The sequence below is a fragment of the Dyella sp. 2HG41-7 genome, assembly GCF_021390675.1.
In the GTDB taxonomy this organism is placed as follows: Bacteria; Pseudomonadota; Gammaproteobacteria; order Xanthomonadales; family Rhodanobacteraceae; genus Dyella_B.
In genome coordinates this window covers 3825761-3852502 of the sequence record NZ_JAJEJV010000004.1, presented here as the reverse complement: position 1 = coordinate 3852502, position 26742 = coordinate 3825761, and the positions used below count along the sequence as shown (strand labels likewise).

At 57.6% G+C, this 26742-nt stretch carries 20 protein-coding genes; 13 read left to right on the top strand and 7 right to left on the bottom strand.

Going from position 1 to position 26742, the window contains the following annotated elements:
* Positions 1 to 12: 12 nt before the first annotated feature.
* The 6 genes from L0U79_RS18905 to rfbB form a co-directional block, all read right to left on the bottom strand.
* Entirely contained in the window at positions 13 to 1170 is a 1158-nt protein-coding gene (locus tag L0U79_RS18905; RefSeq protein WP_233843765.1) for an alkaline phosphatase family protein, read from the bottom strand.
* 138 nt (positions 1171 to 1308) lie between these two features.
* Entirely contained in the window at positions 1309 to 2721 is a 1413-nt protein-coding gene (locus L0U79_RS18900; protein ID WP_233843764.1) for a mannose-1-phosphate guanylyltransferase/mannose-6-phosphate isomerase, read from the bottom strand.
* Between the two features lie 3 nt (positions 2722 to 2724).
* Positions 2725 to 3660 carry a dTDP-4-dehydrorhamnose reductase gene (gene rfbD / locus L0U79_RS18895; protein WP_233843763.1) on the bottom strand — a complete coding sequence of 312 codons (936 nt, stop codon included), beginning with the start codon at positions 3658 to 3660 and terminating at the stop codon, positions 2725 to 2727.
* Positions 3657 to 4214, bottom strand: coding sequence for a dTDP-4-dehydrorhamnose 3,5-epimerase (gene rfbC, locus L0U79_RS18890; protein WP_233843762.1), 558 nt, complete (start codon positions 4212 to 4214; stop codon positions 3657 to 3659). Before rfbC ends, rfbD begins: the two co-directional genes overlap by 4 nt.
* Complete coding sequence (gene rfbA, locus L0U79_RS18885; protein WP_233843761.1) at positions 4211 to 5098, bottom strand: glucose-1-phosphate thymidylyltransferase RfbA; 888 nt, start codon at positions 5096 to 5098, stop codon at positions 4211 to 4213. The genes rfbC and rfbA overlap by 4 nt, the downstream gene beginning before the upstream one ends.
* On the bottom strand, positions 5095 to 6144 hold the full coding sequence (gene rfbB, locus L0U79_RS18880) for a dTDP-glucose 4,6-dehydratase (RefSeq protein WP_233843760.1): 1050 nt from the start codon (positions 6142 to 6144) through the stop codon (positions 5095 to 5097). The genes rfbA and rfbB overlap by 4 nt, the downstream gene beginning before the upstream one ends.
* 811 nt (positions 6145 to 6955) lie before the next feature.
* Here rfbB and L0U79_RS18875 point away from each other — a divergent pair.
* Entirely contained in the window at positions 6956 to 9364 is a 2409-nt protein-coding gene (locus L0U79_RS18875; RefSeq protein ID WP_233843759.1) for a protease pro-enzyme activation domain-containing protein, read from the top strand.
* A 172-nt stretch (positions 9365 to 9536) separates the two neighbouring features.
* Here L0U79_RS18875 and L0U79_RS18870 read toward each other — a convergent pair whose 3' ends face one another.
* Complete coding sequence (locus L0U79_RS18870; protein ID WP_233843758.1) at positions 9537 to 10598, bottom strand: acyltransferase; 1062 nt, start codon at positions 10596 to 10598, stop codon at positions 9537 to 9539.
* 542 nt (positions 10599 to 11140) lie between these two features.
* Here L0U79_RS18870 and L0U79_RS18865 point away from each other — a divergent pair.
* The 12 genes from L0U79_RS18865 (at position 11141) to cysN (ending at position 26730) form a co-directional block, all read left to right on the top strand.
* Entirely contained in the window at positions 11141 to 12310 is a 1170-nt protein-coding gene (locus L0U79_RS18865) for a cystathionine gamma-synthase (RefSeq protein ID WP_233843757.1), read from the top strand.
* Positions 12311 to 12395: 85 nt separating this feature from the next.
* A complete protein-coding gene (locus L0U79_RS18860) occupies positions 12396 to 13220 on the top strand; it encodes an ABC transporter permease (protein WP_233843756.1) in 825 nt (274 codons plus the stop codon).
* Positions 13210 to 14601, top strand: a complete 1392-nt coding sequence (locus L0U79_RS18855; protein ID WP_233843755.1) for an ABC transporter ATP-binding protein — start codon at positions 13210 to 13212, stop codon at positions 14599 to 14601. Before L0U79_RS18860 ends, L0U79_RS18855 begins: the two co-directional genes overlap by 11 nt.
* A 20-nt stretch (positions 14602 to 14621) precedes the next feature.
* Positions 14622 to 17870, top strand: a complete 3249-nt coding sequence (locus tag L0U79_RS18850; RefSeq protein WP_255682820.1) for a glycosyltransferase — start codon at positions 14622 to 14624, stop codon at positions 17868 to 17870.
* A gap of 89 nt (positions 17871 to 17959) precedes the next feature.
* Complete coding sequence (locus L0U79_RS18845) at positions 17960 to 18895, top strand: dehydrogenase (RefSeq protein ID WP_233843753.1); 936 nt, start codon at positions 17960 to 17962, stop codon at positions 18893 to 18895.
* Positions 18880 to 19479, top strand: a complete 600-nt coding sequence (locus L0U79_RS18840) for a D-sedoheptulose 7-phosphate isomerase (RefSeq protein ID WP_304488657.1) — start codon at positions 18880 to 18882, stop codon at positions 19477 to 19479. Before L0U79_RS18845 ends, L0U79_RS18840 begins: the two co-directional genes overlap by 16 nt.
* On the top strand, positions 19412 to 20170 hold the full coding sequence (locus L0U79_RS18835) for a nucleotidyltransferase family protein (RefSeq protein ID WP_233843752.1): 759 nt from the start codon (positions 19412 to 19414) through the stop codon (positions 20168 to 20170). Before L0U79_RS18840 ends, L0U79_RS18835 begins: the two co-directional genes overlap by 68 nt.
* Positions 20167 to 20739, top strand: a complete 573-nt coding sequence (gmhB, locus tag L0U79_RS18830; protein ID WP_233843751.1) for a D-glycero-beta-D-manno-heptose 1,7-bisphosphate 7-phosphatase — start codon at positions 20167 to 20169, stop codon at positions 20737 to 20739. The genes L0U79_RS18835 and gmhB overlap by 4 nt, the downstream gene beginning before the upstream one ends.
* A 390-nt stretch (positions 20740 to 21129) precedes the next feature.
* Complete coding sequence (locus L0U79_RS18825; RefSeq protein WP_233843750.1) at positions 21130 to 21954, top strand: class I SAM-dependent methyltransferase; 825 nt, start codon at positions 21130 to 21132, stop codon at positions 21952 to 21954.
* 499 nt (positions 21955 to 22453) lie between these two features.
* Positions 22454 to 23716, top strand: coding sequence for a sulfotransferase (locus L0U79_RS18820; RefSeq protein WP_233843749.1), 1263 nt, complete (start codon positions 22454 to 22456; stop codon positions 23714 to 23716).
* Positions 23717 to 23962: 246 nt separating this feature from the next.
* Entirely contained in the window at positions 23963 to 24868 is a 906-nt protein-coding gene (cysD, locus tag L0U79_RS18815; protein WP_233843952.1) for a sulfate adenylyltransferase subunit CysD, read from the top strand.
* A complete protein-coding gene (gene cysN, locus L0U79_RS18810) occupies positions 24868 to 26730 on the top strand; it encodes a sulfate adenylyltransferase subunit CysN (RefSeq protein WP_233843748.1) in 1863 nt (620 codons plus the stop codon). The genes cysD and cysN overlap by 1 nt, the downstream gene beginning before the upstream one ends.
* Positions 26731 to 26742 lie beyond the last annotated feature (12 nt).

The window sequence follows — 26742 nt, the reverse complement described above, 5'->3', positions numbered from 1 at the left end:
CGTAAGTTCAAATTACTGGGATGCGGGCGGATTCGCCGTAAACACATCGGCGCCAAACGTGCGCAGTTGGTCGTCTTTGGCGTAACCCAAATGCGACAACCCGAATATATCTTCCAGACTGCGCAGCAAGCTGTAGTGGTTGTATTCCACTTTCGATACGGTGCCGGGCGCGATGTAAGGCGAGAGCATCACGGCGCCGATTTGACCGCCGCCCGGGCCGATTTTGCCGCCGGGTTGCGGGCCGCCGGGCAATGGTTTTTCGTTGCAGCATGAGGTGCCGTCGTTGCCTTCGTCGAAGGTGATAATCAACAAACCATCTTGCTTGAACGCGGGCGAATCGACTATGCGCGGCACCCAGGCGCGCAGAAACGCATCGGCCGAAATCAGGCCGCCTTGCTCGCCGTTTTTACACGGCGCGTCGTGACCGTCGTGGCAAAGATTCGGCGTGATGTAGACGAAATTCGCTGTGGTGCTGATATGAGCGAGATCATTGGCGAGATGATCGAGATTCACCACATGGCTGTTGCAGGACGACTTCGAGTCGATAATCGAATGGAAGTACACGAACGGATTGTGCTTCGTCGCGTATTGATCGTTCGGTGCGGCGTGCTCGGTAATATCCACAGCGCCGATCGCCGGATGCGCGCAGGTGGCCGCTTCGCGTGAAAGGTCCGCGCCCATATCTTCCATGTACGCCTTCCAGCTCAGGCCGGCGCGCGTGAGTTGGTTGGCGATGGTCAGCACGCTCTTGGGATAGACGCAACCCGTGCCCGGTAGTTGCCCGTACGCGTCGGCCTTCTTCGACGTGGACACGAATTCGACGAAGTTGTCGCAATCGGCCTGTGTGGCGGGGTTCGGCGCTTGCCCGCTGATCATTGCAATGTAGTTGTCGAGGCTGTAATGCCCGATGCCGTAGTAGTTGGGCAGCAAGGCGCCTTGCTTGGGCAGCTCGTGCGCCAGATACGGCGCGGGCGATTGCTCGCCGAACGTGACCGGATACGACTCGTTCTCCAGCATGATGATGAAGACATGCCGCACGGGTGCAGGCATTGCGGCTGTTGCGGCCATGCACGCGCCCGAAAAACAAAGTGCGCCGATCAAAGCGACGAGCGCGAGGCGAATACGCATCGACGTACGACGCGTACCAAAATAAGTCGATAGATAAGACATCCGCGGATTCCTTCAGCCATCGCGCCTTGCCAACCGCAACGCGCACAGGCTATTGCAGCGACTTTGTACGACAGGATCAAGTCGTGCGGATGTCGTTGCGAATGCGCCAGCCCGCGAACGCCGTGGGTTGGCTATGTATCACGCGCGGCCGTAGACGTCGTCGAAGCGGACGATGTCGTCTTCGCCGAGATAACTGCCGGACTGCACTTCGATCAGCTCCAACGGCACCTTGCCGGGATTGCGCAGACGGTGAACGCTGCCGAGCGGGATATACGTGCTCTGGTTTTCCGCCAGCAGATAGACCTTGTCATCGCAGGTGACTTCCGCCGTGCCCGACACCACGATCCAATGTTCCGCGCGGTGATGATGCTTCTGCAGGCTAAGGCTGGCGCCGGGTTTGACCACGATGCGTTTGACCTGGAAGCGCCCGCCCGCTTCGAGCGAGTCGTAGCTGCCCCATGGACGATGCACGACGCGATGGAACGAGTGCTCGGTGCGGCCGGAAGCCTTCAATTGATCGACGATTTTTTTCACATCTTGCGCGGCATCGCGATGCGCGACCAAGGTGGCGTCCGGCGTGCTGACGACGATGAGATCGTCCACGCCGACGGTCGCGATCATATGGCGATCGTGCGAACGCAGCAGCGAATTGCGCGTGTTGACGGTGAGCGTGTCGCCTTCGCGCTGATTGCCGTGTTCGTCGTGGTGACCCGACAGCCACAGCGCGGACCACGAACCGATATCGCTCCATGCGCAACTCACCGGAATTACTGCGGCTCGCGAGGTTTTTTCCATCACGGCATAGTCGATGGAATTGTCCGGCACCTTCGCAAAAGCCTCGGCATCGACGCGCACGAAATCCAGATCGCCGTGGCCGGTGGCGTACGCTTTGCGCACGGATTCAAGCATGTCCGGCGCGTGCTGGCTCAGTTCCTCGAGATAGCGCGCTGCCTTGAACAGGAACATGCCGGAGTTCCAGTCGTAGCCGCCGTCTTTGACGTAGCTTTCGGCGGTGGACTGATTCGGTTTCTCCACGAATCGCTCGACGCGATAAGCACTGCCGCCCAGCGATTCGGCGCGACGGATATAACCAAAGCCTGTTTCAGGGCGATCCGGGCGAATACCGAAGGTGACCAGCCAGCCATCGCGCGCGGCGGGAAGCGCCTGCTGCACGGCCGTGGTGAAGCTTTCCGTATCGCCGATCAGATGGTCGGCGGGCAACACCAGCAACAGGGCGTCTGGATCGCGCTCCAGCGCCTTCAACGCACCAAGGGCGATAGCTGGCGCGGTGTTGCGGGCCACCGGCTCCAGCAGGATCGTGGCGCCTTGTACGTCGGCTTCCAGAAGCTGATCGGCGGCCAGAAAGCGGTGATCCTCGCTCGCGACGATGATCGGCGCGGTCACTTCGGGCAGCTTTTGCGTGCGTGCGACCGTTTGCTGAAACAGCGTGCCATCACCGCTGAGCGATAGAAATTGCTTGGGCAGGTTTCTGCGCGAGACGGGCCATAGGCGCGTGCCGCTACCGCCGCTGAGAATCAGAGGGATCAGCATGATTCAACGAACCTGCTTGGCGAGAGTATCGATGACATGGTCCAGGCCTTGCTGCCAATCGGCTAAAGCATAGCCGAAGCGTTGCTGGAAGCCTTGATTGTCCAGCACGGACCAGGTGGGACGCTTGGCCGGCGTGGGGTAGTCGGCGGTGGTGATCGCCTGGACTTTCGGCGTGCGAGCGATCAAGCCGCGCGCATGGGCTTTTTCGAAGATGGCCTGCGCAAACCCGTGCCAGCTGGTGTGGCCGCTGGCGACCAGGTGGTGCACACCATGCAGCGTTGCGCATTGCGACGCATCGGCGTTTTTCCATGCTGTCAGCGCGGCGAGCGTGGCGTGGACGATGATGTCGGTGCTGGTCGGCGCGCCGTATTGATCCGCCACCACGCGCAACTCATCGCGATCCGCGCCGAGTCGCAGCATGGTGCGCAGAAAATTATGGCCGTGCGGCGCGTACACCCATGCCGTGCGGAACAATAGATAGGCCGCGCCGCTGGCTTGCAGCGCCTGTTCTCCTGCCAGCTTGCTGCGGCCGTAAGCGCCGAGCGGCGAAGTGGCTGCGTCAACCGCATACGGTGTCGTGGCATCGCCGTCGAAAACGTAGTCGGTGGAAAAATGCACGACCAAGGCGTCGTTCGCCGCAGCCCAGCATGCGATCGCGGCAACGGACTCGCCATTCACCGTGGTGGCGAGCGACTCTTCCTGTTCGGCGCGATCCACCGCCGTGTACGCGGCGGTGTTGATGATGACGTTGGGCCGAACCTTGTCCAGCACGGCCTGTAGCGTGGCAGGAGCGGAAAGATCGGCAACTTCGGCAACGCCGTCATCGAAGCGCGCGCCATCGCGGCTAGCCGCCGTGACGTTTCCCAGGTCGGCAAGGCCGCCTTGTTCGATAAAGCTGCGGCCGAGCTGGCCGTTGGCGCCAAGTAGCAGAATGTTCATGCGACGAAGAGGGGCAGTCGTTCCGCGGGAATGTCCGCCAGCAGCGGCGCTTTGAGATCTTTCTCGGACAACTGTGGCGCACGCACCGGCCAGTCGATGCCGAGCGCTGCGTCATCCCAACGCACGCTAGCGTCGGCCTTGGCGTCGTACAACGCACTGCATTGGTACGTAAAGGTAGCGTGCTCGGACAACACGCAGAAGCCGTGCGCGAATCCTTCCGGAATCCAGAAATGACGATGGTTGTCGGCGCTCAACATCACGCCAGCCCACTGGCCGAAGGTGGGTGAACCGCGACGGATGTCGACGGCCACGTCGTAGACCTCACCCTCCAACACGCTAACGAGTTTGCCTTGCGGGTTGGGCCACTGGTAATGCAATCCGCGCAGCACGCCTTTGCTGGAGCGCGACACATTGCTTTGCACGAAAGTTGATGTGATGCCGGCATCGACGTATTTCGCGTGGTTATAACTCTCGTAGAAAAAGCCGCGCGCATCGCCGAACACCTGCGGCTCGATCACCACCGCGCCGGGCAGGGAGGTTTGGATGACCTTCATTTCACATGCCCTTGTTCGACCATATGCAGCAAGTATTGGCCGTAGCCGGTTTTCGAAAGTGGCGCGGCGAGCCGCTTCACTTGTTCCGCGTCGATCCAGCCGTGCGAAAAAGCAATTTCTTCAGGGCAGCAGACTTTCAAGCCTTGGCGGTTTTCGATGGTCTCGATGTAATTGCCCGCTTCCATCAACGATTCGTGCGTGCCGGTGTCCAGCCACGCATAACCTCGCCCGAGCTGCTCCAGATGCAAGGTGTTGTCTTCGAGGTAGCGGCGATTGAGGTCGGTGATTTCCAGCTCGCCGCGCGGAGAGGGCGTTAATTCCGCAGCGAAATCGCAGACGCGTTTGTCGTAGAAATAGAGACCGGTAACGGCATAGTGGGACTTCGGTTTGGCGGGCTTTTCTTCCAGACCAACCACGCGGCCGCTGGCGTCGAATTCAGCGACGCCGTAGCGTTCGGGATCGCGCACCCAGTAACCGAACACGGTGGCGCCGTCCTGTCGCGCGTCTGCGCGCTTCAGTCTTTCCGTGAAACCGACACCGTAGAAAATGTTGTCGCCAAGCACCAGGCAACTCGGATGGTCGCCAATAAAGTCGCGACCGATCAGAAATGCTTGCGCCAGTCCATCCGGCGAAGGCTGCACGGCGTAACGAATGTCCAGGCCCCACTGCGAGCCGTCGCCAAGCAAACGCTGGAACAACGCCTGCTCATGCGGCGTATTAATGATGAGGATTTCACGAATGCCCGCCAGCATCAGCGTCGCCAGCGGATAGAAAATCATCGGTTTGTCGTAAACCGGCAGGAGCTGTTTGCTGACGGCTTGCGTGATCGGATAAAGCCGCGTGCCGGATCCGCCGGCCAGGATGATCCCTTTGCGTGTGCTCATGCGCCCAAACGCTCCATGCGGTAGCTGCCGTCGAGTACGCGTTGCGTCCACGGTTGATTCGCAAGATACCAATCGACCGTTTCTTCGATGCCGCTTTCGAAAGTGTGCGAAGGTTGCCATCCAAGCTCGCGCTGCAATTTGCTGGAGTCGATGGCGTAGCGACGATCGTGACCCGGGCGATCTTTTACATACGTAATAAGCGATTCGCGCTTGCGGCCATCGGCGAGCGGACGTCGCGCGTCGAGCAGCGCGCAAATCGTTTTCACCACGGTGATGTTGGTGCGCTCGGCGTTGCCGCCAACGTTGTAGGTTTCGCCGACACGACCGCCTTCAAGCACGCGATGAATCGCCGAGCAGTGATCGCCGACGTACAGCCAATCGCGAATGTTCAAGCCATCGCCGTAAACCGGTAAGGGTTCGCCGGCAAGCGCCTTTTGAATAACGAGTGGAATCAACTTCTCGGGGAACTGGAACGGGCCGTAGTTGTTGGAGCAATTGGTTGTGAGCGTCGGAAGGCCATAGGTGTGATGGAACGCGCGCACCAAATGATCGGACGCAGCCTTTGAGGCGGAATACGGTGAGTTGGGAGCATAAGGCGTGGTTTCGGTGAACTTGCCTTCTTCCCCGAGCGAGCCGTAGACCTCGTCCGTCGAGACGTGCAGGAAACGGAACGCATCTTTGCTGGAACCTTCCAGACCGCGCCAGAAGTCGCGCGTGGCCTCCAGCAAGCCCAGGGTTCCTACGACGTTGGTATGGATGAACGCACCGGGGCCATCGATCGAGCGGTCGACATGGGACTCGGCAGCGAAATTGACCACGGCGTCGGGCCGATGCTCTCCAAGCAGGCGGGCGACCAAAGCCCGATCGCCGATGTCGCCCTGCACGAAGACATGTTTGTCGTTGCCATTCAGAGACTCGAGCGTGTCGAGGTTTCCGGCATACGTCAGTTTGTCCAGGTTGATCACCCGCAGGCCGTTCGCGACCATCTGCAGAACGAAATTGGCGCCAATAAAACCGGCTCCTCCGGTTACGAGCAGTGTTTTCATCAGTCCCTCCGGGTTGGCCGGTTATTCTGTCATATGGGCATGGGATGTGGTTCTTTTGGCGTGCCTGGCCTCTCTTGACAATGGGCGGTCAAGCCACGACTGGCACAGCGTGAATAACCAGTTGTCTCAAGGGCTTCCGCTCACTTCCGATCCAATCTCATCCATGGAAAACCACCGTGACCGGCGCGTCTCCATTGGGTTTGACCGTTGCCGGCGGCCAGCGACTTTCGTGCACGCATTGGCAACGTTCGCGTCTCGTCCGGAATTGGATGGTTTCGAACCGGGACCGGCTACTCGTGTTTCCAGTCAGGTGCCAAGGACGTTGGGCGGCAATACGTTGTAAATCGCATTCAATGCGAACTATCAGAAAATCGAAATTTGTTGCGTTTATGTCGTTCGGCACAGCTGTCGTGAATTTTTCTTGACGACCAAAAAGACCAAGGTATACAACGGAAAAAGTTTGACGGAGTTAGCAGTTTGCATCGTGCCATCCTCGAATGGCACCAGGGGATACGGGGGCAAATTGGAAACTGGAATGTGCAGAGCGTTCGCACAGCGAACCTTGCAGGGGACTGTCGTGTGCGTCCATCACAGGGAAGGGAGGGGTGGGGCGATGGCTACGTGATCAAGCTGCTGTCTGAGATGCATTAGATCTGATTTCAATTCGAGCGGCTGGTTACGTTGTTTGTTCGGCGCTACACCCAACAACGTGGGTGATCCGACAATCTCTACGACCAGGCCTGAAAGGGATTCCCTTTCAGGACGCGAGCCAGCGCTCATCACCTTGGTTCGAACTCTGGGAAGATTCCTCATGAAGCTGAAGCATTCCATGCTGGGCGCGTCGATCGCCCTCGCACTGATCGTCGCGCCGGCCACGCAGGCGAATAACGCCAGCAACATCCTTGCGAATTTGCATACGACGGAAGCGCCGCGCATTACAGTCGTCGTCAACAACAACAGTGTCGTACCCGTCTCCGGTACGCACATGAATATCAATGTGGCGCCTAGTAGCGGCATTCCCGATACAGCCACGATGAATCACATGCAGCTGATTCTGAAGCCTAGCGCGCAGCGTCAGGCGGCACTGAAACAGTTGATCGCCGCGCAGCATAATCCGCAGTCGCCGAGCTTCCATCAGTGGATCACGCCCGATCAGTACGGTCAGAATTTCGGCGTTGCCGATGCCGACATCGCCACCGTGACCGCTTGGCTCACCTCGCAAGGCTTCACGGTCAACAACATTTATCCGAATAAAACCCAGATTGATTTCAGCGGCACCGCCGGCCAGGTGCGTGCGGCGTTCCATACCCAGGAAAATCTCTACACCTTGCGTCAGACGCTGGGCGGCGCCACCACCTCCGTCACGCATTTGTCCAATAACAGCGACATCAGCATTCCGACTGCGCTGCAGGGCGTGGTGGCCGGCGTCATGGGACTCAACGACTTCCATGCCCAAGCATTTGCACAAAAACAGCACGTCATGCACTGGAATGCGGCGGCCAAGACCTACGAGCCGATTTCCGCCGAGGATATCCATCGTCAGCAGGTCACCCAGCTGGTGGCCCAAGGCGGCAAGTTCGGCGGTGGAGTGGGCGGCAAGGCCCAGACCATCGCGCCGATCGGAACCGTCGGAATCCGGGGCCTGGTGCCCTATGACATGAATCAGATGTACGACGCCAACGCCCTGCGTCAGCAAGGCATTACGGGTCGAGGCGTTACGATCGCGGTGGTCGAAGACGACGACATGGTGCCGGCGGACTGGACCAATTTCACCCAGACGTTCAACCTCACGCAATGGGGCGGTACGTTTGCGCAGGTCAATCCGGCGCCGCCCAGTGGTACGACCAACTGCCTCGATCCTGACGCCATCAGCGGTAAGCAGGACGATGGCACCGAAACGCTTTTGGATGCGGAATGGTCCTCGGCGTTGGCGCCCAGCGCGAATATCGTGGTGGCTGCCTGCTCCGATGTGGATGCCAATAAAAACCCGATGACCTCGAATGCCTTCGGCGGCGTTTTCATTGCGGCCACGAACGAAATCAACCTGACGACGGGCCGCCCCAACATCATCAGCGCCAGCTACGGCTATGGTGAATATTTCACCGACTCCGCGAGCAAAAGCGGGATCGACGCCATGTGGGCCCAGGCGGATTCCGAAGGTATTTCGGTGTTCGTATCCACGGGCGATTCCGGTTCCAATCCCAGCTTCAACGGTGCCGTGATCAATGGTGAAGGCGGCAACACCGCCGTCGACGCCAATGCGTTCGCCACCTCGCCCAACGATACGGGTGTGGGCGGCACGGACACCGCCGACGTGTTGGACGGCACCACCAGCAAGTACTTCGCCTCCACGACGCAGGCCTATGGCGGCTCCGCGCTTGGCTATGTGCCTGAGATTCCCTGGAACGAGTCTTGCGGCAACGGCATCGCGGCGGCGGCGTTGGGCTACACGCCTTTGGCGTTCTGTCAGGCTTATCTGCAGTGGGACCAGAGCGGTTACTACGTGACGTCCGAGGCGGGCAGCGGCGGACGCTCCGGCATTGACGCGAAGCCCGCGTGGCAAGGCGGGGTCTACGATGCGGCGCCTGATGGCATGCGCGATCTTCCCGACGTTTCCCTGTTCGCCGGCTCGTACGGCGGCCATACCTGGGCCATCATTTGCACGGCGGCCGATCACTGCGCCCTCAATTCGTCAGGACAACCGACGACCGGCAACGTGGCATTGGAAGGTGGTACGTCGCTTTCGGCCCCGATGTTCGCCGGCATTCAAGCGCTTATCGATCAGGCGATGGGCAGCAATGGAACGCCGGCCAACCAGGGCAACGCCGCGCCGACCTTGTACGCGTTGGCCCAGCAGGAGTATGGCACCAGCACCACGCCGAACAATGCTCAATTGAGCACCTGCGCCTCCAACGACACCGGCAGCTACGCCAACAATGGCTGCGTGTTCCATAACATCGTGCGTGGCGACATCTCTACCCAGTGCTATCAACCTTCCAACTTTGCCTTTGTCACGTACAACTGCTATTTCTACGGCACCATCGAGTACGGTCAAATTCAGGTCGGCTTGACGAGCAACAATCTGATGCCGACCGACTACACGGGGACCGATCGTGCTTACACGTCGCGTCCAGGTTGGAGTCTGGCTTCCGGCCTGGGTTCCGTGGATGCAGCGAACCTTGTGGCGGCCTGGAAGAAGTACGCCGCATCGCGGCCCTGATTTTCCGTCTTTTGTAGACACGCGTTCCAAGGATCGGACGCAAAAAAACCCTGGCGGGGAACTGCCAGGGTTTTTTTGTGCGAAGCGTGAAGCGTCTTCAAGGTCCGCGCCCGTTGCTGACAACGATCGCTACGGTAAGCAACGTGCTGTGGCTGGCGTTATCAAAACGGCATTACGCCGCCGAAGCCATGACGTTTTTGGGTGAAGAAGGTCCGAGGCGCTGCAGTGTGCGTCTCGCCGGCGTTTCGATCAGCACGTAGGTGAGCCAAGACAGCGTCACGGTGACCAAGGCCGCCAATGCGATAGCTCGTACGGGATGCGTAGGCAGAACGAGCTGGATGTTCTTCAACACCATGAAGTGCAGCAGGTAAAACGAATAGGAGATTCGCCCTAAAAACTGCGCCACGCGATTGGTTAAGAACCATGGCCTTGCGACCACGGCCGCAGAAAACAACAACACAGTGGCGAACAAATAGATCGGGTATCCCCACGGATGCGGCCAAGGATCGCCAGACAGGTGCGCGGGAAGATGGCCGACCTGCGCCAGCAATCGCGGCAGGGCCAGCACGAAGAGCGCAAAGCTGAGCCAAAACGCCCACGCCATCCAGGGCGCTTGACGTTTGGATGCGTCGATTAGATCGCCCGAGTGCATGCCTAAAATCATTCCGGCAAGAAAAAAGGGCAACTTGTCGTGCAGCTGAAGGAGCGAGTTGCTCTCAATACCTTCGAATGGAAGCCACGACACTGCCGCCAGAGCCAGTACATAGCCCCACATGGCCGGAGCGGAACGGCGACGCAGCGTCCACGCAATGACGAACAAGCCATAAAAAATCACTTCCGGCCCGATCGTCCAAAGCACCTCGTTACCCCTCACAAAGGCCAGATGCAAAAGCATCTCGTGCAGCGTGGGAATCGGGTACACATAAAAGGAACCGCCTTGACGCGATATCGCAAAGCAGAAAATCACCACGAGTAAAAACATGGGATAGATGCGCGCCATGCGATTTACGGCGAATCGGTACGCAGTAACCGGCGATGCGATTTCACCCATGTACAAATGGGCCATGAGAAAACCGCTAAGTACGAAAAACAACATCACGCCAAGCTGACCACCGCCCCATCCCGCGATGATGCCCCCGAAATAAATGTTCGATGCATGGGACAGAAACACGACGAGGACAGCGAGGCCTCGAATCCCATTCAGAACGGGGATTTCAACGCGACGATGGTTCATAAGCGGCCTCGACGCGAGATGGTCGCGAACAAACTGTCGTTCGCTTTCGTAAGTTTTTCCACGCGATTTGGAATCCAGGGCGCTTTGGTGGCGGTTAGCTGCATGTTCGAAATGATGTCCTCGGTTCACACAATGGAGGGCGCAGCAACGAATCGGGCGTGAATTCACGCCACAGCGATCGGCTCCCTCCAGACAAGTTTAGCGTCGTTCCATCATCCTTCCGCTGATGGCCGGTCCCAGGAGATTGGCGAGGTTCTGGGGGGAATTTGCAGCTAAAGCACACGAGTTGGCCCGAAAAGCATTGGCGGACAAGGCGTCCAAGACTCCGTCAAACATAAACGCCGTCGCCGGTTGTGCGTTTCAGCCTTGATGCGAGTTGGCGAAAGCACGTTGTGCCGGTCCTGCGGCCTTTTGCCCCATCGGGTCGGCATTCACGCTGGGAACGGGCGCTTCCACGCCATTGGTTTATTTAAGCTATTCAGCCGTAACAGGTATCATGGCGCGTTTATGGCGATGACCCTACGGGCTAAGGGCAAAAAAGCATGAAGAAATCCACTAAGGCGGCGGCGAAGCAAGGATTGGGCACGCGAGCCATCCATGCGGGGCAACAGCCCGATCCCTCGACCGGCGCCATCATGACCCCGATCTACGCCACCTCCACCTACGTGCAGGAAAGTCCGGGCAAGCACAAGGGATACGAATATTCCCGCACCCAAAATCCGACGCGCATGGCCTATGAGCGTTGCGTTGCCGATCTGGAAGGGGGCGTGGCGGGCTTTGCGTTCGCGTCAGGCCTGGCCGCCGCGGCCACCGTGCTGGATTTGTTGGAGTCAGGCAGCCATGTCATTGCCATGGACGACCTCTACGGAGGCAGCTATCGCCTCTTCGAGCGGGTCCGCCGGCGTTCGGCCGGGCTGGATTTCAGTTTTGTCGATCTGAACGATACCGTCGCGCTTAAGGCGGCCCTCAAACCCAACACCCGCATGATCTGGGTCGAGACACCGACCAACCCGATGCTGAAGCTGGTCGATCTCTCGGCCATTGCCCGCTTCGCCAAAAAGCATGGGTTGATCATGGTGGTGGACAACACCTTCTGCTCACCCATGCTTCAGCGCCCGCTGGAACATGGCGCCGACCTTGTCCTGCATTCGGCCACCAAGTACCTCAATGGCCATTCGGACATGGTGGGCGGTATCGTCGTCGCAGGCTCCAAGGCGTTGGCCGAGCAGATGGCGTTCGTGCAGAACTCGGTAGGAGCGGTCGCCGGGCCTTTCGATTCGTTTCTCGCCATGCGCGGCCTGAAAACGCTCCATCTGCGCATGAAGGCCCATTGCGCCTCCGCGCTGGATATCGCGCGATGGTTGGAAACTCATCCAGCGATCGATCGGGTTATCTACCCTGGCCTCAAGAGTCATCCGCAACATGCGCTTGCTCGCCGTCAGATGAACGGTTTCGGCGGCATTATCAGCGTGGAAGTAAAGGGTGGCCTGAAAAAGGCGCGCCGCATGCTTGAGCGTTGCGAACTGTTTGCGTTGGCCGAGTCCTTGGGTGGTGTGGAAAGTTTGATTGAACATCCGGCCATCATGACGCACGCGTCGGTGCCGGCTGCCAATCGCAAGCGTCTGGGTATCAGCGACGGCTTGGTGCGCCTCTCCGTAGGCGTCGAGGATGTCGAAGATCTGCGCAATGAGCTTGATTCGGCATTGAGCTGATGGTCGACGCTTACTCGGTAAGGGAGGCTCGTGTTGCGGGTCTCCTGCGATTCGGTCGGTACGTGCACCAGATTTAAGGCATTTCATGATTTCCAATTACCGACTCTCAAACCCATTGTCGCCCTTCATGCCGCTCAAGCGGCACCACGCGCTGGTCGTGCAAATCGCCAAGCGGGACGTCATGGGCCGGTATCGCGGATCCTTTATCGGCCTGCTGTGGTCGTTTCTCAATCCGCTTTTCATGCTAGCGATCTATACCTTCGTGTTCAGCGTGATCTTTCATTCCCGTTGGGTCGGTCAAACCAGCGGACATTTCGACTTCGCCGTGATTTTATTCGCGGGACTCAATATCAACGCTTTTTATTCCGAGTGCGCCAATCGCGCACCGACGCTGATTATTGAAAACACGAATTTCGTCAAGAAGGTGGTATTCCCGCTGGAAACGCTTGGCTGGAGCATCTTGGGTTCGGCGCTGTTTCATTTGCTCGTATCCACCATCGTGTTGCTGGCGTTTTCGTTGTTTGTGCGCGGATCGGTGCCGCTTACCATCGTGCTTTTTCCAGTCGTTGTGTTGGCCTTTCTGCCGGTGATGGTGGGTACGATTTGGCTGCTGGCGTCGCTGGGCGTATTTCTGCGCGATCTAAAGCAGGCAATCGGCGTCATTACGACGGCCATGCTGTTCTTGGCGCCGGTGTTCTACCCGATCACCAACATCCCGGGGCAGTTGCGCTACTGGATGTACCTCAATCCGTTGACCGAAATCGTCATCGCATCGCGCGACGTGCTTGTTTGGGATCGCATGCCGAACTGGACTGCACTGATTTTGTATACCGCGGTGGGTATGTGTTTCGCGTGGGCGTCTTTTGCATGGTTCCAGCGCAGCCGCCGGGGGTTCGCCGATGTCCTTTGATGAAGTGGTGCCCGCCGCGTCCATTGCTGTTTCGGTGAAAGGGCTTTCAAAACGATACGACATCTACGCCAGCCCGCAGGATCGCCTCAAACAGATGGTGATTCCTCGTTTGAGGAAATGGCTGGGACGTAGTTCGCGTTCGTACTTCCGAGAATTCTGGGCGCTCAACGACGTTTCGTTCGACGTGCGCCGGGGTGAGGCGGTTGGCGTTATCGGCCGCAACGGATCGGGCAAATCCACCTTGCTGCAAATTGTCTGCGGCACCTTGGAAGCCTCCAACGGCGAGGTGCGCTCCCATGGGCGCATTGCCGCGCTGCTCGAACTGGGCGCCGGGTTCAATCCGGAATTCACGGGTAAGGAAAACGTCTTCCTCAGCGGCCTGGTCTACGGCATTCCCGAAGAAACCTTGAAGCGGCGCTATCAGGAAATCGTCGATTTTGCCGAGATCGGCGAGCATATCGATCAACCGGTCAAGACGTATTCGAGCGGTATGTACGTGCGCTTGGCGTTCGCGGTGGCGGCGTTCTGCGATCCGGATGTGCTGATCATCGACGAGGCGCTGTCGGTCGGGGATGTGTATTTTCAACGCAAGTGCTTCAAGCGTATCAACGAGCTGCGCGAAGGCGGATGCACGCTGCTATTCGTAACGCACTCGCTGGATACGCTTATGCAGCTGTGCGATCGCGGGATCGTGATCGATCGCGGCAACATGGTGTTCGACGGTCCTGCCAAGCCTGCAGTCACCGAATATCTGCGCCGTGTATTCGGTTCCCATAGCCCCGTAAAGGCCATCAAGAGCGAGACGTCATCGTCCGAACCAAGCGAGGTGGAAGCGATCGCCCTTGGCGACCGCAGTTATTTCGCCGCGCTGGCGCACCAGGATTTGTTCGCGCATCGCGCAGGCTACAACCGAGACGAAACGCGCCTTGGCGACGGCTCAGCCCGTGCATTGGATTTTGTGGTCGAAGGTCAGCGCGACGTACCGCCCATCGTCAATGCGCGCGAGCGGTTCCGATTGCTGGTCAGATACGGATTCGAACAAGGCGCCGATCGCATCATCTTCGGCATGCAAGTGCGTACGCGCGAAGGATCGGTGGTGTACAGCGCAAATTCCTTTACGGTGCATAACAGGCTTTTCAGCTATGCGGCCGGAGCTATTGCGCTGATCGAGTTCGACCTGCGCGCGACGTTGTTGCCGGGACAGTATTTCGTGACCGTCGGGGTATCCCAATACGACGATCAAGGTGCGGAAATTCGCGCCATGGATCGTCGCGTGGACGCGATCATCCTTACGATTATCGGCGGCGCGCAGCACACCAATGGCATAGCGGATATGGAGCTGGACGTTCATGTCACGGAGGCGGATAGTGCGGACATTTAAAAGGGCTTGCGGGGCGATTAATGTCGACTGAGTCCTTGCTCGTATCCGCTCCGAACGAGGGCGGGCTGTTTTACGTCGCCAATGGCGTTGCGCAACGTCTTTCCACGTTGGATGCAACGGGATTGGCTATCGCGGATGGTCGCTGCGTGCGGGCGTTGCAGGCAAACGGCGCAAGCACGGTTTCCGTATGCAAGAACGGAACGTACGCGCACATCCCGCTGGCCGACCACGAACTGGATCTCCACGATATCTTGATCGATAGTTCGACGATCTACGTCGCTTGTACGTACCCGAATGCAGTAGTCGCTTACGACAGCGATTGGCGTGAGCTTGAACGTTGGGTATTTCCTGGCCAACAAGATTCCATCCATCTCAACTGCCTATGCCTTTATCAGGGGCGTCTTCTCGTAGGCATGTTCGGTGATTTCGATCTTCATCGCGAATACAAGGGACAGACGGCCCGCCGTGGTATCGTGCGTGATGTTCGCAGCGGAGAAATCCTCATCGATGGATTGTCTCAGCCGCATACCATGGTCGCCTGCGGCGACGAGTTGCTGTTATGCGATTCGGAAGCCGGCGAGCTGCGCGTGTTCAAAAATTGGGAGTGCGTGCGGACTCTGTCGGTGGGCGGCTATGCGCGCGGCTTGGCGGTGGGAGCGTCGCACTATTACGTGGGCGTCAGTCTGTCGCGCAATACTCCGGTGAATGCGCAACATGCCAGCGGACATATTGCCGTTATCGACAAGCATAGCGGTGAAGTCGAGCGCACGATTCCCGTACCTTCGCGTGAGATTTACGACGTGCGCTTATGCGATGAATCTTCGCATTTGCCGCAGCTGGTTATGGCGCTGTGTACCGAAACCGCTCATGTTCTTGAGCGGCGCGATGCGGAACTTGCCCAAGCGCGTTCGCACATCGCAAACGATAGTCGCGAGCTCATCGAGCGTACGGAACGAATTCAGTCGATCGAAAGCGAGCTTCATTCCGCTAAAGGCGATTTATTTCGAGTAACTCAGGAGAAGCGAGCGTTATACGATCGTGCCAGCGATCTACGGAAAGAGGTGGAAGCATGGCGAAATCTTTCCCAGAAGATTGTGGACTCGTATTCGTGGCGCATCACGAAACCACTTCGCGTTGTAAGCAAAGTTGCGCGCGGCGATTGGGCTGCTCTAACGGACTCGCTACGTAATACCAGGATAATGCAGTCGCGCTTTGCGTCGCCGCTAAAGCGCGCAGCCCGAGCGTTGATTCATTCACGGAAAGCCCCGGGTGGTTCGAATGCCGCCGTGAAGTTGCATATCTCGTCAGAAGAGATCGACGATATGCTCTCGGCGCTGGCATTTCCGTCTATCGACAAGCCGTTGGTCTCCATCATCATTCCGACATACGGCCGGCTTGACTACACCTCGCGATGTCTGAAGTCGATCTCCGAATATCTGCCGAAAGCCAAGGTGGAAATATTGGTTGTCGAAGACGATTCTGGGGATTCGGAAATACACCGTCTGGCGCAAGTGCCTGGGTTGCGATACGAAGTCAATCCGCAGAACCTCGGGTTCATTCGCAGTTGCAATCGCGCGGCTGGGCTGGCGCGCGGCCGCTATGTCTATTTCCTCAACAACGATACCGAAGTCACTAAAGGTTGGTTGGACGCGTTGCTACGCGTATTCCAAGAGCGCTCCGATTGCGGCGCCGCCGGCTCCATGTTGGTGTACCCGAACGGTCAGTTGCAGGAAGCTGGCGGCATCATGTGGAAGGACGGCTCCGCCTGGAATTTCGGACGCTTCGGCGATCCCGAGGATCCGCAATTCAACTACGTGCGCGAGGTGGACTATTGCTCTGGCGCCTCGTTGTTAATCGATCGCGCACTATTTGAGCGAGTAGGCGGTTTCGACGAGCTCTATTTGCCGGCATATTGCGAAGATTCGGATCTCGCGTTCAAGCTTCGCACTACTGGACACAAGGTGTATTACACGCCGTTCTCGCGCGTCGTCCATTACGAAGGCATTTCGCACGGCACGGATGAATCCAGCGGCATCAAGGCCTATCAGGTCGCCAATCAGAAGAAGTTTGCAGAACGCTGGGCGAAGACGCTCGACGCCGATAACTACCCCAATGCTCAGCATGTATTGCGTGCGCGGGAACGCGCGCGCAAGAAGCATGTCGTGCTAGTCGTCGATCACTACGTGCCGCAACCGGATAGAGACGCCGGTTCGCGGACGATGATGCAATTCATGCGCTCTCTTTGCGATCTAGGGTGCTCGATCAAATTCTGGCCTGAAAACCTGTGGCGCGACCCCGCGTATACGCCCGCCCTGCAGGCAATGGGTGTGGAGGTGATCTATGGGGTTGGCTGGATGGATGGATTTGAGCGTTTCCTGCGTGAATACGGCAGCGAATTGGACAGTGTCCTGCTCAGTCGTCCGCATGTCGCCATCAAGTTCATCGACGCAATTAAGCTTCACGCGCCTCAAGCGCGGGTTGTTTACTATGGTCATGACCTTCATTTCATGCGGCTGCGACAGCAATATGAAGTGAGTGCCGATCCCAAGCAAAAAGCTCAGGCCGATCAGGCAGAGTCGCTCGAAGCGATGTTATGGGCGCGCTCGGACGTCGTGTTGTATCCAAGCCAGGAAGAAATCGATACCGTGACCCGACTTGCGCCCAATGTCGCGAGTCGGGCAGTTCAGGCTTATTGCTTTGACGACTTTGGCGCGCCGGATACGCCGCTCGCCTCGCGCAATGATCTGCTGTTCGTGGCAGGGTTTGGGCATCCGCCGAACGAAGACGCAGCCGCGTGGCTCGTGGAATCGATTTTCCCTCTGGTACGTCAGAGCCATCCTTCGGTTCGCCTGTATTTGGTGGGATCCAATCCGACAGAACGAGTACGTTCGCTCGAGTCGGATCATGTGATCGTTACCGGCTATGTCGAAGACAAAGTGCTGCAGGATTTTTACAAGCATTGTCGCGTCGCCGTGGTACCGCTTCGCTTCGGTGCGGGCATCAAGTCCAAGGTCGTTGAAGCGTTGCAGCGCGGCGTGCCGCTGGTCACCACGTCAGTCGGTGCTCAGGGGCTGCACGGAATTCAGGAAGTGGCGCGCATCGTCGACGATGAATCTTCCATTGCGCAGAGCATCGTCGAGCTGCTTCGTAACGACGAGGAGTGGCAGCGCTTGTCATTAAACTCGGCTCAATATGCCAAAGCGCGTTTCTCGCGAGAGAGCATGCGTCGTTCGCTCGCGGATATCTTTTCCATTGAGGTCCGCCAATGATCGTCCGTTCACGCGCGCCATTGCGTCTTGGTCTTGCAGGCGGCGGCACCGACGTGTCTCCTTACTGCGACGTGTTCGGTGGACATGTCATGAATGTCACCATCGACAAACATGCATTCGCCATCCTCTCTGATAGCGAGAGCGGTCGCTGCGAATTCGCGGCGCTGGACGTGGGTGTCAGTGAAGAAATCGACTGCGGCAGCGACGTCGCGCTTAGCGGTCCGCTTCAACTGCTCAAGGGTGTCTATGCGCGCATCTGCCGGGAGTTTTTGCATGGCGAACAACGGGCGCTGAAGGTGCAGACTTTTTCCGATGCGCCGCCCGGTTCGGGCTTGGGCTCGTCGTCGACCATGGTCGTCGCGTTGGTTCAGGCGTTTGCCGAATTTTTCGCGCTCCCGTTGGGGGAGTATGAAGTAGCGCACTTGGCCTATGACATAGAGCGCAACGATCTGAAGCTTGCCGGCGGCAAGCAAGATCAATATGCGGCGGCGTTTGGCGGGTTCAATTTCATGGAGTTCTATGAAGGCAACCGCGTCATCGTCAACCCCTTACGCGTGAAGGACTGGGTATGGTCTGAGCTCGAGGCCTCGTTGGTGCTGTATTTCACAGGCGTTTCGCGCGCTTCGGCCGATATCATCGATCAGCAATCGCGCAACGTAACGGAGGGCAAGCAGTCGTCCATCGAGGCGATGCACAGCCTTAAGCAAGAAGCCGTGCAGATGAAAGAGTGCGTGCTCAAGGGCGACTTGCGTCGTTTGGCGCAAACGCTTCAAGCGGGTTGGGAGGCGAAGAAAAACATGGCATCGTCGATTAGCAATCCGCTTATCGACGATGTCGAGAAGCTCGCTTTCGCCAACGGCGCGCACGCTGCTAAAGTTTCCGGTGCCGGCGGTGGTGGCTTCATGATGTTTATGTGCAGCCCGGAGAAACGCATCGGTTTGACGAGAGCTTTGGCTTCACAGGGTGGAAGGCTGCTCGATTTTCATTTTACCCAGCAAGGAGCCACGTCATGGCGGATCGCTTGAAGATCACCCTCGAGGCCGAGTTCAGCAAGTCCATCGATGTGCTGACGGCCATGTCCAATGACAGCCAATTGCACGCACAGATTGGCAAGGCGCTCACGATGTGCGTGAACGCGCTACGCAGCAGCAACAAGCTGCTGTTTGCCGGAAACGGAGGCAGTGCCGCTGACGCGCAGCATTGGGCTGGCGAGCTTGTCAGTCGCTTCAATTTCGATCGACCCGGCCTGCCGGGCATTGCGCTGAGCACGGACACCAGCATTCTTACGGCGATCGGCAACGATTACGGCTACGACTACGTGTTCGCGCGCCAGGTCGAAGCGCTGGGGCGGCAGGGGGATGTGCTGTTGGCGATTTCCACGTCGGGAAATTCCAAGAATATCGTCCGTGCCATCCAGGCAGCGCGTGCTGCGGGCATTGCCGTGATCGGGTTTACTGGAAAGAGTGGCGGGGCGATGGGCGAGTCGTGCGACATCTGTTTCCGCATTCCCTCCACCGAAACGCCAAAAATACAAGAAGGCCATGAATTCCTCGGTCACTTGTTGTGTGGCCTCATCGAGCAAGAGATATTCGGCGATGCCAAAGTGTGAGGAGGCCATCGTTCTGGCGGGTGGCTTGGGTACGCGCCTGCGCGATGTTGTGGTCGATCTTCCCAAGCCGTTGGCGCCGGTTGCCGGACGTCCGTTTTTGGCCTATCTGCTGGATCAGCTAGCTCGAGAAGGTATGCGGCGCGTAATTCTTGCTACGGGCCATATGGCCGAAAAGATCGAGCAAGCGATTGGCGACAATTGGCAAGGCATGGACATTGTCTACTCTCGGGAAACCGAGCCGCTCGGCACAGGCGGCGCGATTCGTCTAGCCGCGCAACGACTTCAAGGCGATTGTGCCTATTTGACCAATGGCGACACGTTCGTCCGAGCAAATCTTGGCGAGCTTGAGGAACGCACCCGTGCCTGCGGCCTTTCCATGGGTATGGTCTTGGCGTCCGTGCCCGACGTTGCGCGTTACGGCGCCGTGGAAACCAACGCAGGGCACGTTGTTGCGTTTCGTGAGAAAGGAAGCAGCGGAGCCGGATACATCAACGCAGGCACCTACTTTCTTGCACGCGAAGCGATCGCAGGCCTTCCCAAAGAGAAAAGCTATTCTTTCGAAACGGAAGTGCTTCGCCCCGAAGCAATGGCTGGAAGAGTGGCTGCTTTCGGTGAATCGTCTCACTTCATCGATATAGGTGTGCCGGACGATTATCAGCGCGCGCAGCAAATGTTTCTGGGGTTGACATGACCGCTAGCGGCTGTCCGCGGTTGTTCGAGCTTGAGGCCAAACCCGCGCTACCACGTCACGATCGGAAAAAGGCCTTATTTCTCGATCGCGATGGCGTGATCAACGTCAATCACGGCTATGTTCATACACCAGGGCAAACCGACTGGGTGGACGGCATTTTCCAGTTGTGTCGCATCGCGCAGAACGCCGACTACCAACTTGTCGTGGTCACCAACCAGGCGGGCATTGCGCGCGGTTACTACACAGAAGCTGCCTATCTCACCTACACGCGATGGATGCACGGCCAATTTGCGGAGCGAGGTATCCGGCTGCTTGCGACCTATTACTGTCCCCATCACCCCGAAGGTCTAGGAGAATGGCGGCTAAATTGCGAATGCAGGAAACCGCAGCCCGGCATGATTTTGGCTGCAGCCGATCGCTATGACATCGACTTATCCGCCTCAGTGATGGTGGGGGACAATGTCAGTGATCTGCAAGCTTCGCAAGCTGCCGGCGTGGGAGCCTATGTGATGATAGATGAGGCGATGGCAGATAAGTCTCGTGTCTTCCCTGGAGCGCAGCCCAGGTAGTTGAATCAGTAGCCTGATCGAACGTCGGAATCGACGAACAGGTATGCCAACGTTCAACGCTTAGACGTCAAAACACACAGATTTCGCCTGACGTAACAGTCGATATATCTGGCGCACGCAATATCCGCTACCATGCGTTTAGTCGTTGCGAGCCGCCTAACGGTGCGCAAAAGTGAGAATTCACTCCGCTGTAACACTGACAACGATAATGGAGAAATTCCGGCGCGCGCGTTCACTGCGGCCAGGATGGCTCGAAATGCAATGCACAGCCGACGTCATGCATACGAAGGGGTTCTAATAGTGTCCTGCCCGGTTTGCTCCAGTAATTCCTTGACTGCGTACCGCGTCGTTTCTGATGTTCAGTATTTCGAATGCAGAAAGTGCGGAAGTTTGTCGGCCGATCCGCAATTCCTGGCGGATGTCGAGGCGGGAAAGCTGGGCAACTACACGGATGGGTACTGGGAAGAAGAGCTGAAAGCCGCGCGCGAGCGATCATTCGGCGCTTCACTGAACCGCGTTGCGGAAACGTTTTTGTACAGCCGTATTCCGATCACTCGTTACGTCGATATCGGTTCGGGGCCTGGCTATCTGCTCGACGCTCTGTCGGTTGTCATGCCGTCCTCCAAGTCCATGTTTCACGCTGTCGAACTCTTTCCGCCGGCGGAGCAATTCCGAACGACACATCCCAACTACATTGTTGGCTCGCTTGATAGCGTGCCCTTCGAGTTCGAGGCGGGTTCGTGCATTGAGGTCATCGAACACCTCACGCCGTCCATCTTGCGAAAGCTTCTGCAGCAATTGGCTTCGCGTTCGGTTCCTGGCGCCATTTACTATTTCAATAGCTCGCAGCCCGAGCATGTAAAGCAATACGACCCCGGTTATCTCGATCCGTATGCTCGCGGTCATATCGTCTCGTATTCGCTTAAGGGGCTAGCTCCGATCTTCAGCGAGTTCGGCTTTACCATTCATCCTCTTCATGGGCGGACATGGGCGTTTCTCGCCGAATTTAGTCGTACCAAAGAATGCACGGCCGACGAACTGCTAACTCGTATTTGGACGGCGGTACCGCAAAATATCGAGCGATTGAAGGACCCGCAATTTGGGCCATTGATGTATACGCTGGGCGTCGAAAGTGCGAGATGTTATCTCGAGCATGCCATTGCATCGCAACGGACGAATTGGGCATTGAGCTTAGTGAATAAGCTTGCCGGCTAAGCACGACCATAGCGCGTCTGACGTGCGCAATCTCCGGGAATGCGGCTTGCGCCTTTTGTCCTTTTGAAATATCACACGGGCGCGTTGCTTCCTTCACAACGTTGAAGCAACCCGACGTGCTTCCCCAGTAGCGATCCGAGCCGAAGCATCGACGGATACATGCCGTCGGTGTCCGTCATGCGACGGACGCAGATGCATGGCGAACACCTTGCTTTGATGGTGATCGGCATAGCTTTGACAGCGATGCGCAAGCTCCCGGGCGTTCGTCTGTCTCCCGCCGTATAAGAAATGGCCCCCCATCGGCGAAAAGACGACCCTGGGATATCCAAGAGCGACCTCTTTTTCGTTGAAAACAGCGGGCTTTGCGGGGCCTTTAAAAAAACTGTAACCTTACGATAGGCTGACGCGTGCAGCTTGATTTTGCGACACGGAATGTGGGGCCGTTGACTGCGCAGAACAGAAAGGCGGCGGAATTCGACACGTCGCCCGGGGTTATCAAATGTTAAAAGGCGATGCCAAGTGTAATAGCGATCCGATCTTCGTGGTCGGTTCGCCGCGATCGGGTACGAGCATCCTGACCTGGTGCCTCGGGCAGCATGCCAACATCCTTCCCCAAGAGGAATCGGGCTGGCTTGGCGAGTTTGCGGTCAATGTTGGAGTTCAATATCGAACCGGAAACCTGCATGGTCATCGATCGCAACTTTCTGCGCTTGGCATGGACCGCGAGGTTTTCTTTAGGACATTCGGCGACAGCATCAATGCGATGATTCTTGGCTGTCGTGCTCGGCAGGAGCGGATATCCAGGGATTGCAGCAAATACGACCCATCTCAGATCAATCCCGCATTTGCTTTGTCGCAGTCAGCCGACGATCCGAAGGTGCGTTGGGTCGATGGCACGCCGGAGTATTCCTATTACATCGCAGGCTTGAGAAAGTTATTTCCCAACGCGAAATTCGTGCACATCGTTCGAGACGTCCGTGCTGTCGTGAACTCCATGCTCAATTTCAACATGGGCAGTGGCGGGAAGCTGGTGGATACGGAACAGCAAGCCTACGAGTATTGGCTTGGAACGGTGCAAGCTTGCATCCGCGCTGAGCGTGCATACGGTACGCAAGTCGTGCATAGGCTGCGTTACGACGATCTGGTGCGCAATCCGGAGCAAGCGATGCGGCGCGTGCTGGATTTTTTGGGCGAGCCCTACATGGAGGCTTGTTTGCAGCCGCTTACAAGTCGAATCAACAGCTCATGCGTCGCGACCGACTTCGATGCGCATGATCCTCAAACCGATATTGGTGTTATCAACGAGGCGCTTCGGCTAAGCGAGCAATTGCAGCAAACGGATACGCAATTTACGCGTTCTGCGAGCGCGCAAGCCGAGGTCGAGGGACAATTCGGCGAGCGTGTCGCTTTCGTAGCCGGGCTCGACGCCGACTATGCGTCAGGGCAGCGCAAAGTCACCACATTGACGAATCGATTGAACTGGTGCGGTGCCGCCATAGCGTTCAATTTTTTGATGGCCGCTGCAGTACTTGCGACGCCGTGGCTAGAGGGGCAGCGGGCAATATCCGGCTACGGCATCCTATGGTTTTGCACGTCGTGCATTGGTGTGTGGATTTATATTGGGATTCGGCGCGCGGGTTTACAGGATTACGCGATCAGATTGCTGCGCAAATTCGGATTATTCGCTCATTCCGAACAAGGCGGCATGAAGGAGCAAGCGGGCCACGTACTGACGCATCGCCTCGATACGAGAAAAATGTAGATATCTGCGTACGATAGCGAAGAGAGCTTGCCTCTTCAGGCGGAACGCCTTCCTGCCGGGCGCCTCGTTCGTACGCTGCGATATGGCGTTAACGAACCCATAAATAAAAGATCCGGGCCTACCGACTATGCGCTCATGGCTTACCATGGCGTGTGTCCTGGGCAGCTTCGGAATGCGACAGACCGGGTGCTGTGGATGGTCAGGCAACATGGCACAATGCGGGATCACCGTTATCCGACCCAATCGATGAGCACGGAGCTTTCCCACCTTGATGCGCTCGAGTCCGAGAGCATCCATATATTTCGTGAAGTCGCGGCCTGTTTTCAGCGGCCTGTCATGCTTTATTCCATTGGCAAGGATTCGTCGGTACTGCTGCACTTGTTGCGCAAAGCATTTTATCCGGCACGCCCTCCGATTCCGCTATTGCATGTAGACACCACCTGGAAATTCCGCGAAATGATCGCGTTTCGCGACCAGGTGGCTGCAGCGGGCGATGTGCAATTGCTCGTCCATATCAATGAAGAGGGCGTTCGACAAGGTATTTCGCCGCTCGTGCATGGCGCGACTGTGCATACGGACATCATGAAAACCGCAGCGCTAAAACAAGCCTTGGATAAATTTGGTTTCGACGCCGCGATTGGCGGTGCGCGCCGGGACGAAGAAAAGTCGCGCGCAAAAGAGCGTGTGTTTTCGTTTCGCAATGCGCAGCATCGATGGGATCCGAAACGTCAGCGTCCTGAATTTTGGAATCTCTACAACACGAACATCCACAAGGGCGAAAGCGTTCGCGTATTTCCTTTGTCCAACTGGACGGAAATGGATGTGTGGCATTACATACGGCGCGAAAATATTCCGGTTGTGCCCCTGTATTTCGCGAAAGAGCGACCAGTCGTGGCGCGCGATGGCGCATTGATCATGGTCGACGACGAACGCTTTGTGTTGCGCGACGGCGAAAAGGTCGAGACGCGCATGGTGCGCTTCCGTACGTTGGGCTGCTATCCGCTCACTGGCGCCGTTGCATCGACGGCTTCAACGCTCGATGAAATTATCGACGAAATGGTTCACTCCCGCAGTTCCGAGCGCCAAGGAAGAGTCATCGATCATGATCCTTCTGCATCGATGGAACGCAAAAAGCAGGAAGGGTATTTCTGATGGTTGCCGACAATACTTCGGCCAGCGGCCTGCTGCGATTCATCACATGTGGAAGCGTTGACGACGGCAAGAGCACGCTGCTTGGCCGATTGCTATACGACGCAGGCATGTTGCCGGACGACCAGATGGAAGCGTTGCGGAAGGACAGTCGTCGTCGCTATCCGGATAGCGATGCGCTCGACTTTTCGCTGCTGATGGATGGTCTAGACGCCGAACGGCAGCAGGGCATTACCATCGATGTCGCGTACCGCTATTTTCATACGAGCCGGCGCCATTTCAGGGTGGCCGATTGTCCCGGACATGAGCAGTACACGCGCAACATGGCGACCGGTGCATCGAACGCCGATTTGGCGGTGATGCTGGTCGATGCGCGTAAAGGGCTTTTGCAACAGACGAGACGACATACCTATATCTGCGCCTTGCTCGGTATCCGCAAGATCATCCTGGCCGTCAATAAAATGGATCTTGTCGATTATCGTCGCGATGTCTATGCCTCCATTGAGGCGGATTACTTGGCGCTTGCCGAGCAATTGGGAGTTGAGGAAGTTCAAGCGTTGCCGATTGCTGCGTTAACCGGCGACAACATCGGTACGCGCTCTGCGCGCATGCCGTGGTACGAGGGCGCGTCGCTGCTTGAGCTGTTGGAGGCTGCCACGGTAGAACCGCAGCAACCCACCGATTTTCGTATGCCGGTTCAGTGGGTCAATCGTCCCGACCAGCACTTTCGCGGTTACGCCGGCACGATATGCGGTGGACGAATCAGGGTTGGCGACACGGTGATGATTCAACCCGGGACGCACAATGCGCAAGTGGCGCGAATCGTGACTGCCAATGGCGACCTTGCGGAGGCGCAGGCGGGCCAGGCGATTACGCTGACACTGGACCGCGAGGTAGACATCAGTCGCGGCGATCTTATTGCCGACGCGGCGCATCCGGCGCCGGAGGCCGATCAATTTGCTGCGCATGTGTTGTGGCTGGGCGATGAGCCCTTGCTTCCGAATCGGGGTTACTGGTTGAAGGTGGGGGCTCGCACGGTCAATGCGCGCGTCACATCGATCAAGCACAAGATTGACGTCAATACGCAAGCCAAGCTGGCTGCACATCGACTTGAGCTCAACGAGGTCGGTTATTGCAATATCGACCTGGACCATCCGATCGCATTCGAGTCTTACGCGACGAATCATGCGCTGGGCGGCTTCATTCTGGTCGACCGACAAACGCATGCGACAGTCGCCTGCGGCATGCTCGACTTTGCGTTGCGTCGCTCGACCAACGTGCACTGGCAACACTTGGATGTGGACAAAAAGACGCGTGCATGGAGCAAGGGACAGCAGCCGCGGTGCGTGTGGTTCACCGGTTTGTCGGGCGCCGGCAAGTCGACCGTCGCCAATCAGGTTGAGCGACGCTTGAGCGCCATGGGTCACCATACTTACCTGCTGGACGGCGACAATCTTCGTCACGGCTTGAATCGCGATCTGGGATTTACGCCTGAGGCGCGTGTGGAAAACGTGCGGCGTGTCGCCGAGGTCGCTCACCTCATGGTTGATGCGGGCCTTATTGTTTTGGTGTGCGTCATTTCGCCATTCCGCGGTGAGCGCGAGTTTGCTCGTGGCTTGTTCGGCGATGGCGAATTTGTCGAGGTCTTTGTCGATACGCCCTTGGAAGAATGCGAACGTCGCGATCCGAAGGGTCTGTATCGAAAAGCGCGGGCTGGTGAGATCACCAACTTCACCGGCATCGACTCGCCTTATGAAGCGCCCAATACGCCTGAAGTACACTTGCGCACCAAGGACGCGAAACTTGACGCCATGGTGGAGCAGCTGGTGACCTATTTATCGCCATCTGCCGAACATCGCCATTAATCGAACGTGTGT